General features: G+C 54.1%; 8 protein-coding genes. 3 read left to right on the forward strand and 5 right to left on the reverse strand.

From position 1 onward, the window contains the following. Nucleotides 1-232: 232 nt before the first annotated feature. Complete coding sequence (locus tag RDM37_RS08075; RefSeq protein WP_308556589.1) at nucleotides 233-2,392, reverse strand: T9SS type A sorting domain-containing protein; 2,160 nt, start codon at nucleotides 2,390-2,392, stop codon at nucleotides 233-235. 238 nt (nucleotides 2,393-2,630) lie between these two features. Here RDM37_RS08075 and RDM37_RS08080 point away from each other — a divergent pair, with 238 nt between their 5' ends. Genes RDM37_RS08080 through RDM37_RS08090 form a run of 3 tightly spaced genes read left to right on the forward strand, consistent with a single transcriptional unit; the run spans nucleotide 2,631 to nucleotide 5,481 of the window. Then, entirely contained in the window at nucleotides 2,631-2,795 is a 165-nt protein-coding gene (locus RDM37_RS08080; RefSeq protein ID WP_308556591.1) for a hypothetical protein, read from the forward strand. A 55-nt stretch (nucleotides 2,796-2,850) separates the two neighbouring features. Next, complete coding sequence (locus RDM37_RS08085) at nucleotides 2,851-4,848, forward strand: S9 family peptidase (RefSeq protein WP_308556593.1); 1,998 nt, start codon at nucleotides 2,851-2,853, stop codon at nucleotides 4,846-4,848. A 6-nt stretch (nucleotides 4,849-4,854) separates the two neighbouring features. After that, nucleotides 4,855-5,481 carry an HAD family phosphatase gene (locus RDM37_RS08090; protein WP_308556595.1) on the forward strand — a complete coding sequence of 209 codons (627 nt, stop codon included), beginning with the start codon at nucleotides 4,855-4,857 and terminating at the stop codon, nucleotides 5,479-5,481. A 118-nt stretch (nucleotides 5,482-5,599) separates the two neighbouring features. On the opposite strand, the gene mnmA is transcribed toward RDM37_RS08090, so the two are convergent. The 4 genes from mnmA to RDM37_RS08110 are packed head-to-tail and all read right to left on the reverse strand — an operon-like array spanning nucleotide 5,600 to nucleotide 10,697. After that, nucleotides 5,600-6,730 carry a tRNA 2-thiouridine(34) synthase MnmA gene (gene mnmA / locus RDM37_RS08095; protein WP_308556597.1) on the reverse strand — a complete coding sequence of 377 codons (1,131 nt, stop codon included), beginning with the start codon at nucleotides 6,728-6,730 and terminating at the stop codon, nucleotides 5,600-5,602. A gap of 30 nt (nucleotides 6,731-6,760) precedes the next feature. Continuing rightward, the gene (gene argS / locus RDM37_RS08100) at nucleotides 6,761-8,575 is read right to left on the reverse strand and encodes an arginine--tRNA ligase (protein ID WP_308556599.1); all 1,815 of its coding nucleotides are present in this window, start codon (nucleotides 8,573-8,575) and stop codon (nucleotides 6,761-6,763) included. Nucleotides 8,576-8,593: 18 nt separating this feature from the next. Beyond that, nucleotides 8,594-9,667, reverse strand: coding sequence for a porin (locus RDM37_RS08105; protein WP_308556601.1), 1,074 nt, complete (start codon nucleotides 9,665-9,667; stop codon nucleotides 8,594-8,596). A gap of 25 nt (nucleotides 9,668-9,692) precedes the next feature. After that, nucleotides 9,693-10,697 carry a YitT family protein gene (locus tag RDM37_RS08110; RefSeq protein ID WP_308556603.1) on the reverse strand — a complete coding sequence of 335 codons (1,005 nt, stop codon included), beginning with the start codon at nucleotides 10,695-10,697 and terminating at the stop codon, nucleotides 9,693-9,695. Nucleotides 10,698-11,047 lie beyond the last annotated feature (350 nt).

An 11,047-nucleotide genomic window follows, 5' to 3' on the forward strand; every position in this document is an offset into this window, starting at 1 on the left:
CTTTCATAGTTGTTGGGGTTGGCTTCCCAACTGTGTACTATTTCAGGAGAGGACAGGGAAATAAAAAATATCCACGTGGGAATTTGATTTCCCACGTGGATAGTAATGTAAGGCTCCAAATGATGAGGGGCTGTCCCTCACAAAGGTTGGAGGCGTCGGGGTAGTGGAGCAGCCTAAGTATCTTGACGAATCGGGTCTGCTCTGACTACTCCGATACCCCCACTAGAGCGATCTAGTTGTGCTTGACGACAAGTCGCTGTGATGCGCCATCGGTCACTACGAGATAGGTGCCATCGCTTAGAGCGGTGAGGTCTATCTGTAGGCTGCCAGAGCGGTCAGCATGTAGGCACGTGATCAGCTCTCCTTCTAGCGTGTAGAGTGCAACATCTGCCTCAGGTGCTAGACCCGTTACGGAAGCAGTCTCGCGTGCGGGGTTAGGATAGACAGTGAGCGTCATCGTAGCTACAGCGTCCACTCCCGTGTGGTCGACGAAGACTGCGACAACCTCCGTATCTTTTGTGACGGTGAAGGTCATATCCTTGAGGATATCCTCGCCATTTGCCGTAAGCTTGGTGAGCTCGCACTGGTCGTTGGCGCCCTTTGCTTCGACAGTAAGCTTCGTTCCTTCTGGCACAGCATTGAGATCGACCTTCTCCTTGATAGTAATCTTACCGTGCTCATTGTCCTTTAGGGTTACCTTGTAGGTTGTGGGCTGAGCTTTCTTAGTAAAGGTAGCGACCACCTTCGTGTCTCCCTTCATGGCAAAGGACTTGGCAGCGAGGATGTCCTTATCGTTTGCTGTAAGAGCGGTGAGCTCGTAGCCAGCGTCTGGTGTTGCCTCGATAGAGACATTCGCACCTAGAGCTACGTCAGCGTCGTTAGACACTTCCTTATCGCCCACTAGAGCAACGACCTTACCACCCTCAGCAGGAGCAATCGTCAGCTTGGGCTTTCTGAAGGTTACCTTGACCTCACTGGTCTCATCAAAGGATGCGTCGTAGGAGTTCACCTCTCTACTGTGTACCTCCTCACCATTGACGGTCCACTTATCTACGATGTAACCCTTGTCAGGCATCACGTTGAAGACGATGTACGCGCCTCTATCTACCTCATCACCTGAGTTGATAGCCACATCATCCTGGCCTTCCTTCTGAACCTTTACCGTGGTGAACTTACCGTTCGCCCCAGCGGTGTAGGTAATCGTGATCTTCGTGTCGACGCTCTTGAAGTGAGCTACGATGTTCGTCTCAGCAGTAATCTCCTGGGAGAGCTTATTTGGATTAGCAAAGTCTGGCGTGCCATCGGCGCCATTGACCGTAAACTTCTCGAATTCATAGCCCTCGTTTGCCGTGGCTTCGAAGTCGATATAAGTGCTCTCGGGTACAGACTCACCAGTAGTGATGGTCTTGAGCTGACCATTTACATAGCCAGAAGCCGTAATCGTACCACCCTTAACGGGGTCAGCTGTGAAGTTAACCACATACTTCGCTGCTTCCTTCTTGAAGTAAAGCTGTACATCCGTGTCCTCCTCGAGGGTCATCGTCAGTGTAGTATTCTGGCCAGCCTGTCGGTCCTCTGAGCCATTGACGAGCCACTTCTCTACTTCATAGCCTTCACTAGGCGTGGCTGTGAAAGTAACGCTCGAGCCACGAGCTACCTTCTTGCCACTCTCGACAGAGACGGCATCGCCACCACCCTTTGGTGTGACTGCGACTGCAATCTGACCGCCATCACCTGTAGGCACACTGTACTTCAGCGTCACCTCGTTGGGCTTTGCGGTGAAGACAACCTTTACATCCACATCTGCTGTCAGCTCGTGGACATACTCATTGGGGTTGCTAGGCATATCAATGGCCTTATCATTTACAAGCCACTTCTCGACCTTGTAGTCAGCACCAGGCTTAGCTGTAAAGGTGATAAAGATACTCTCGCCAGAGAACTTCTCGCCCGACTCGAAGGGGACCTCCTCATCGTTCTCGCGGTCGTAGTGCGTAGCGGTGAGCGTACCCTGACCTTCAGGCTCAGCAGCAAAGGTTACCGTGTACTCCTCTGCAGGAGCTGCAGACTTGAAGTGAGCTACGACACTAGTCTCTCCTGTAATCTCGCGGGAGAGCTCTGTTGGGTCTATGACAGAGCCCTCAGCGGGTAGCCCATTGACAGTCCAATTGTCGAACTCATATCCCTCCTTTGGCTCCGCCTTAAACTTCAAGAACGTGTTCTCTGCTACAGATGCACCTGAGGATACCATCGCATAGGTTACGGTATTCTCTGCCGTTACTGTGCCACCATCGATAGGATCAGCAGAGAACTTGACGGTGTAGGTCGTCTGTCCGTAGAGCCGTGGTGCTGCAAACGCTAAGATGCATAGCAGAATAGGTAATAGTCTTTTCATAGCTTGTAACTAAGTTTAGTGTATTAAATGTGTTTCTTGCGTCATGTTAGGCACACATCTCTGACTACCGCTCCCACGCTCCTCTATTTTACCACGCTACGACTGGTCGCAATGCAGAGAAATATAGGGGAATGCTCAAGACGTCGCTGAGAACTTGCCTTTACAAGGGCGAAATTAAGCAATATTTCGAGAAAAAGCAAGTGACGCTCCGCCTCGTGTAGTGAATAGTGCGTAGCTTATGAGACTAGAGCTATTCATGCGTCTAGGACTTCTAGAGCCAGCCCCCAGCTACTGCACACGCACCACTAACCTCTTTTTTCGTACCTTTGGAGAGCATTCAGTAATCTATGGTCGCACCGAGACGACCTTTCTTTCACTCTATCTCATTCTATCTCATGACTAGAAGAAACTTGTTTCGTAGCCTCGTGGCTATCATTTTATCCACATTCGCTCTGCCTATGACTGCACAGCAAGGAACCAAGCAGATGACCCCAGAGATGCTCCTCACGATGCCTCGTGTAGGGAGCTACGCCCTAGCACCTAATGGTAAGCAGGTCGTATACAACGTGTCCCAACCCTCTATCCAGGACAACAACAGCCGCACCTCTATCTACCTCATCAATAGCGACGGATCGGGACGTACCGAGCTGACCGCACCCTCGGCTGGTAGCGAGTACACGCCTCGCTGGAGCCGTGACGGCAAGCAGATATACTTCATGCGTGGCACCGACCAGGGCATGCAGCTCTTCGCACGCACCCTCAATGATGGTGTAGAGCGTCAGCTCACCGCTATCGACGGGGGGATCGTCGACTATCTCTTCTCGCCCGATGAGACGACGCTGCTCTACGTGCAGGACATCAAGGCTCGCCCTGTCGTCACCGACGTCTATCCTGACCTAGACAAGGCTGACGCACGTATCATCGAGGATCTAATGTACAAGCATTGGGACGAATGGGTCTCGACGATGCCACACCCCTTTATCGCAAAGGTTACGGCACAGCCTATCACCAAGGGACTAGACCTACTCGAGGGTGAGCCCTACGAGGCTCCTATGCGTCCCTTCAACGGCATCGAGGATATAGCCTTTAGCCCTGATGGCAACCTCATCGCTTACGCTTGCCGCAAGAAGACAGGACTAGAGTACAGCCTCTCGACCAATAGCGACATCTACCTATATAATGTATCTACTGGTGAGACGACCAATGTAAGCGAGGGCATCATGGGTTACGATACGAACCCTGTCTTCAGCCCCGACGGTCGCTCGCTCATCTGGATCGGCATGGAGCGCGATGGCTACGAGTCTGACCTACAGGTCATGTATCTCTACGACTTGGCAAAGAAGCAGTACCGCCCCCTCACGGCCGACTTTGAGTACAACATCTCCAACCCCACCTGGAGTGCCGACAGCAAGACCATTTACTTCATCACCTGCCGCGAGGCGCTGACACACCTCTACAGCTATCAGCTGTCTAATGGTAAGATCAAGCAGATCACCGATGGGCAGTACGACTACACGGGCTTTGATATGAATGACAAGGGCGTCTGCGTAGCTTCTCGTCAAGCAATGACCTACCCGACGGAGCTCTTCATGGTCAATCTGAAGAACGGCAAGGCTACCGCACTCACTGAGGAGGACAAGCCGATCATGAGTCAGCTAGGCGATCTAACTTGCGAAAAGCGCTGGATGCCTACGACCGACGGCGGTAAGATGCTCACATGGGTACTCTACCCACCGCACTTTGACAAGAGCAAGCAGTACCCCTCCATCCTCTACTGTCAGGGTGGTCCGCAAAGCACCATTAGCCAGTTCTGGTCTTACCGCTGGAATCCCCGCATCATGGCGGAGCAGGGCTACATCGTCATCCTCCCCAACCGTCACGGCGTGCCAGGCTTTGGCAAGGCGTGGAATGAGCAGATCAGTGGCGACTACAGCGGTCAGAACATCCGCGACTACCTCACCGCTGCAGACCTCATGAAGCAAGAGCCCTTCATCGCACCAGATCGTATGGGCGCTGTGGGCGCTAGCTACGGTGGTTACTCAGTCTACTACCTAGCAGGTGTACACGAGGGACGCTTCGCAGCTTTCATCGCACATGCGGGTATCTTCAACCTCGAGGCGCAGTATCTCGAGACCGAGGAGAAGTGGTTTGCTAACTGGGATATGGGTGGTGCTCCTTGGGAAAAGGACAACGCTACGGCTCAGCGCACCTTTGCCAACTCACCTCACAAGCTCGTTGACAAGTGGGATACGCCTATCCTGATCATTCACGGAGAGCATGACTTCCGTATCCTCGCTTCGCAGGGTATGATGGCCTTTGACGCTGCTAAGATGCGTGGTGTACCGACGAAGATGCTACTCTTCCCCGAGGAGACGCACTGGGTCCTCAAGCCGCAGAATGCACTCCTATGGCAGCGCACCTTCTTCGACTGGCTCGATCGTTGGCTCAAGAAGTAAGAGACCGTGATAGATACACTCGTATTCGATTTCGGAGGCGTCTTAGTGGATCTCCAGCCGGAGGTGTCGCTAAGACGCTTTCGCGAGCTAGGCGTTCAGGATATCGATGAGATGCTCAACCCGTACCGACAGCTCGGTGTCTTTCACGACCTGGAGATGGGTCTCGTGGGGCGCGAGGAGTTTGTCGCACGGCTCAATGAGCATGCTGGCACAGACCTGACTGATGAGCAGATCAATGAGGCGATCATGCTCTTCCTCAAGGGAGTCCCTCAGTACAAGTTTGACTATCTAGAGCAGCTCCGTAAGAAGTACAAGATCTACATCTTGTCGAATACCAATCCCTACATCATGGCTTATGCCCATAGTTCCCACTTCCTCCCCGCCACGGGGCGCACGCTGAGCGACTATGTGGACAAGGTCTACGCCTCCTGTGATATGCAGACGATGAAGCCCGACCGAGCTATCTACGAGCAGATGATAGCGGATAGCGGGATGGTGCCTGAGAGCACGCTCTTCATCGACGACAGCACAGCCAATCTGGAGGCTGCTGCAGCACTGGGCCTGCAGACGCTCCTAGCGGTCAATGGCTCCGACTGGCGACCCGCCCTGGAGGTTCGTCTGCAACACGAATAGAGAGGTCAACAGCCTCATAAGAAACAAAAAAGGAGAACCCTCGTAGTGAGCGTTCTCCTTTTTATTTGGTAGAAATGGTGAGACTGTTGCAAAATTCAATAGTCTCGAAATGGTATGACTAGCGACCTGAGCGGATTGGTGCGCTGCCCCAGCAGAGCTGACGCTGAGGATCGTAGATGGTGGCAAACTGCCCAGCCGCAATACCCTGTATCGGCACGCTACTGACCAGCTGATAGCCCCCCGAAGGGAGTCGCTCGAGGTGACCCGCGGTGAAGTCGGGCGTGTGACGAATCTTGAAGGTGACCTCCAGCGGACGATCTGACGAGGTCTCTGTCCAAAGCCACGGATCGACGGTGAGCCAGTGCATCTCTTCGGTCTCGATGATCGTGCCGTACTGCGTCTTGGGGTCGTAGCCTCGTGAGGCGTAGAGGACGTTGTGCCCCACATCCTTTGCCACGACATACCACGGACCGCCTGAGAGCCCCAGCCCTTTGCGCTGCCCGATGGTGTGAAACCAGTAGCCACGATGCTCACCGATCTTCTCTCCGGTCTCATGGTCTATGATGTCGCCCGTCTGAGTGCCTAAGTAGCGCTCGATGAAGTCGTTGTAGTCAATCTGACCTAAGAAGCAAATGCCTTGGCTGTCTTTGCGCTGTGCATTGACTAGATGCGCCTCGAGGGCGATGCGACGAACTTCCTCTTTGGGCAAGTGACCAATAGGGAAGAGGAGACGCTCCATCTGCCGAAAGCCGATCTGCGCCAAGAAGTCGGTCTGATCCTTCACTGGGTCGGGAGAGGTGCCGAGGAAGGTCAAGCCCTCCGCCGTCTTTCGTATCGTAGCGTAGTGTCCCGTGGCAATGTAGTCGTACGAGGAGCCGCACCTCTCCTCAAAAGCTCCGAACTTGATCAACTTATTGCACATCACATCGGGATTGGGCGTAAGCCCCCGCTTGACAGCATCCATCGTATAGGAGACCACCCGATCCCAATAGACTTGGTGCAGGTCGATGATCTCTAGGTGCAGGTCGTAGCGACGAGCCAGGAGCGTCACCAGCTCGATGTCTTCCTCAGCAGGACAGTCGAGGTAGCCGCCATCCTCGTCCTGCATGCCGATACGTATATAGTAAAGGTCTGGGCGAAAGCCCGCCTCGACGAGCAGATGCATCGCCACGCTGCTATCCACGCCACCCGAGGCGAGCAGTGCGATACGGCTATCCCGTGGCAAAGCTGTGTAGAGAGCGGTCTCCATACACCTCATGAGTCAAGCCCTCAAAGCGGACTACATACGCTCGGGCAACGCAATGCCGAGGAGCCCCATAGCACTATGGATCGTCTCGGCAACGGTCTGGCTGAGCTGCAGACGCATGCTGCGCAGCGCCTCGTTCTCCTCACGTAGCACAGAGCACTCGTGGTAGAACTGGTTATACCCCTTGACCAAGTCGTAGGTATAGTTAGCAATGCGGGCTGGCGAGTAGCTCTCGGCAGCCTCCTGCACGACTGATGGATAGTCGAGCAGCTGCTGGACGAGTGCCGTCTCATACGATGAGAGTGCTAGCTCACCGCCTTCAGGGAGCTGGTGCTTGTAGCCCATCTCGTCAGCCTTCTGCAGGAGCGAGCAGATGCGTGCGTAGGTGTACTGGATGAAAGGACCCGTGTTGCCGTTGAAGTCGATAGACTCCTCGGGGTTGAACATCATATTCTTCCTTGGGTCCACCTTGAGGATAAAGTACTTGAGTGCGCCTAGACCGACCATCTCGGCGGTGCGCAGCTCCTCAGCTGTTGGCTCGGCAGCTAGCTCTGCGCCCTTGGCTTGCTGGGCTGTTCGTGCTACCTCTAGAGCGGTGTCGCGCATAGCGTCCATCAGATCGTCCGCATCGACGACCGTACCCTCGCGACTCTTCATCTTGCCGTGAGGGAGCTCGACCATACCGTAGCTAAAGTGCGTCAAGCTCTTGCCCCACTTATATCCCAAGCGGTCTAAGAGTAGCGATAGCACCTGAAAGTGGTACTCCTGCTCGTTGCCCACGACGTAGATCATCTGGTCTATCGGGAAGTCTTGATAGCGGAGCTTGGCAGTGCCGATGTCTTGGGTGATGTAGACCGAGGTGCCGTCACTGCGTAGGAGAATCTTCTTGTCTAGTCCCTCCGCCTCAAAGTCGGCCCATACGGAGCCATCCTCATGTCGCTCGAAGAGTCCTTCCTCCAAGCCTCGCAAGACCTCCTCGCGGCCTACGAGGTAGGTGTCGCTCTCGTAGTAGATCTTGTCAAAGGAGACACCCATACGCTTGTAAGTCTCGTCAAAGCCTTTGTAGACCCACTCATTCATCTTTCGCCATAGCGCACGCACCTCTGGGTCGCCCTGCTCCCACTGACGGAGCATCTGTCGCGCATCAGCCATGAGCTGAGACTTAGCCTCTACCTCCTCGTCGTTCCAGTCGGGATGCGCAGCACGTATCTGCGCTAGCTCGGCACGATACTCCTTGTCAAAGCGCACGTAGTAGTCTCCGATGAGGTGGTCGCCCTTCTTGCCTGAAGACTCAGGCGTCTCGCCATTGCCCCAGCGTAGCCATGCCAGCATGGACTTGCAGATGTGCACGCCGCGGTCGTTGACGATGTTTGTCTTGACCACACGATGACCGCTCGCCTCCAGGATCTGAGCGAGACTGTAGCCGAGTAGGTTGTTGCGCACGTGCCCCAGGTGGAGCGGCTTGTTGGTATTTGGTGAGGAGTACTCGATCATCACGAGCGGCGACTGAGCTGTCGGCGTGATGTGGCCGTAGTGTGGAGTCTCGGCAATCTCTCGTAGGGCTGAGAGCCACGCCGTGTCGGTCAGTGTGAGGTTGAGAAAGCCCTTGACAACGCCATAGGACGCTATGAGGTCTGTCTGCTCTTGGAGCTTGGCACCGATCGTCTCGGCAGTCTCTTGGGGAGACTTGTGCGAAGCCTTGAGATAGGGAAAGACGACGAGCGTCACATGCCCCTCAAACTCAGGGCGCGTGGCGGTCAGCGTGATTTCATCAGCGGTCGTGTTGAGACCGTAAAGGGTATGTAGTGTCGAGGCGATCGCCTCGCTAAGCTGTCTGTAAAGGCTCATAGTATATCGTATAAGGAGTTAGAGTACTTTCATGCGCCAGGTGACGCCCACGTTGATCTGCGTGCGCTGATCATGCAACACGCCCATCGGGTTCGTGTTGGTGCCAAAGGCGTAGTTAGCATGTGCATGCAGACGCACCTCGGGGATGGGTGAGTACTCGACACCGCCACCGAGACAAGCTATCTGCGTGCCGTCGGTGACCCCGTAGTCTGCTGCTGAGCCACTCAAGTTCTGATCGTAGCTCCCCTTGAGGTAGAGCTTCGTCTGAACTGTCGGGTGGAAGGCTAGCTGACCATAGATAGAGTAATCTGCAAAAGCCTTCTTGCCCTCTCCATCTAGTGGCGCACGATGCATCAAGTCTAGATCGATGAAGGTGCGAGGCGTGAGCTGAAAGCGGTTGCCCAGCGAGACATAGTTCATAAAGCGTCCAGGCGCATACTCCATAAAGTTGACGCTCCACATCGGTACAAACCAATCGTGGTGCGCTGTCCAGATGAGGTTGTAGGCATACATATCGGCTGGCTGGCCGCTCCTCGCCTCGTAGGTCTTACGATAAGGACTCTGGATCACCTGCGCATGGAGATTGTCCTGCCCATTAGGTAGGGTGTAGCTCACCGTAGCACCCCACTGATAGGCAGGCATCTGATAGCAAAACTCTCCCAGCTGGAAGACATCTATCGGTGCTGGCTCAAACTCCCACCCACCGACGAAGACGATCCACTTGCCGAGCTTGACACTGAGCTGCTCGATCGGGTTGTACTGTAGGTAGAGGAAGTCGATAGACTCGAAGAAGGTGCGATCCAGATTGACCGAGCTAAGCCGCTGTCGGTAGAGGTAGCTAAACTTTGGCGAGAGCGTGCCACTGAGTATGACGTTGGCGATATTGCCCTTAAAGCCTGAGCCCGCTTTGTCCGCTTGACTGCCTAGATAAATGCGCTGATAGTCCCCGCGCGCCTCTAGCGAGAGCGCCACCTTCTTGTCATGCGGTGCCTCTAGCTCAGCATCTGGCGTAGGCTCCTGCGCCATCAGCGAGCCGAGCGAGAGTGATAGTAGGAGTGTGAGAGCCGAAAGCGACTTCGTAAGATGTGACATAGTTCTCTAGGTGAATCAGGTAATACTAAAAGGTCATCTCATCAGGAGTCCCCGTCTCGACCGTAAACTCCTCACGCTGGCTCTTCTTGCGCCACTGACCATACACCTCGCTGACCGGATCTGAGGTGATAAACGGCTCCATACGCTCGGCACGCAGATGATCCAGCAACTTGCCAAACTCATCCCTCGTCAAGATACACTCCAGCTGCTTGTGGTCCTCGCCTGAGTAGCCGCCCGTCACGGAGTGGATCGTCACCCCACGATTGAGCGTGTGGATCACATAGTCACGGATATGCTCCCAATCCTTGGAGATGACATAAACACGTGTCCGCGAGCTCATGCGGGTCATAAAGTAGTCGAGGATCATGCCGTTGAGCCAAGTTCCCACCAGACCCATGATCACCAGCCCCGTAGGACTGGTCAGGAAGGCGGAGCAACAGATCAGACCTCCAGCGATCGTAACCGACACGCCTAGTGGCACATGGAGGAACTTATTGAAGATCTTTGCCAAGATGTCTAGTCCGCCAGTCGAGGCGTTGATGCTAAAGAGGATCGCCTGCGCCGCACTCATCACCAAGATGAAGCAGACCAAGTCAAACCCCGGATTGGCCACCACGACACCATGCACCTCCTGAGCAAACATCGACCCATCGACTGGATCGATCCACCCCATCAAGTCGACAAACGGCCCTAAGATCAGTGCCGTGTAGCAAGTCTTAGCACCAAACTCGTTGCCGATCAGGATGAAGGAGAGGAGTAGCAAGATCGCATTGATGAGAAACATATAGGAGCCCAGCGACATAACTGGGAGCAGTCGCTCCAGCACGATGCCCAGTCCTGTCACCGAGCCGACGATCAGACCACTAGGGGCGAGGAAGTAGTGTACCGCCATGGCACCAATAAACATGGCAACGGTCATCAAGACCAGTTCGTACCAAAACTTACGACTAGTGAGTAGGTCAGCGGCCTGAGCAGGCAGAGCTGCTAGGCGGGTACGAAGTTCATCCTTGCTGGGGAGCTTGTATTTCATTAAGAAGCGTATTACGTAGTGAGAGATCTATCGCGAGGCTACTACGCTCTAGGCGACGCTCTCCGATAGGTATCTGAGTGCAAAGATACAAAATAGCACATACCCACCAGCTAAATCGAACTTTTCCCGAGCTGACGTACATTCCACCCGCTAATGCAATTTCTCAAGAATGATGTTTTTGATGACTTCATTGGGTGTCTTATAGTTTAGGTTTTTACGGGGTCTATTGTTTAGTAGGTTCTGAAAGCGTCTAAGGTCAGCGTCAGTTAAGTCTTCGAAAGTAGAGGACTTAGGAATAAACTGGCGTAGCAGTTTGTTTAGGTACTCAATATGAGGCTTATCCCAGGATT

This window comes from uncultured Porphyromonas sp., from assembly GCF_902489635.1.
Taxonomy (GTDB): domain Bacteria; phylum Bacteroidota; class Bacteroidia; order Bacteroidales; family Porphyromonadaceae; genus Porphyromonas.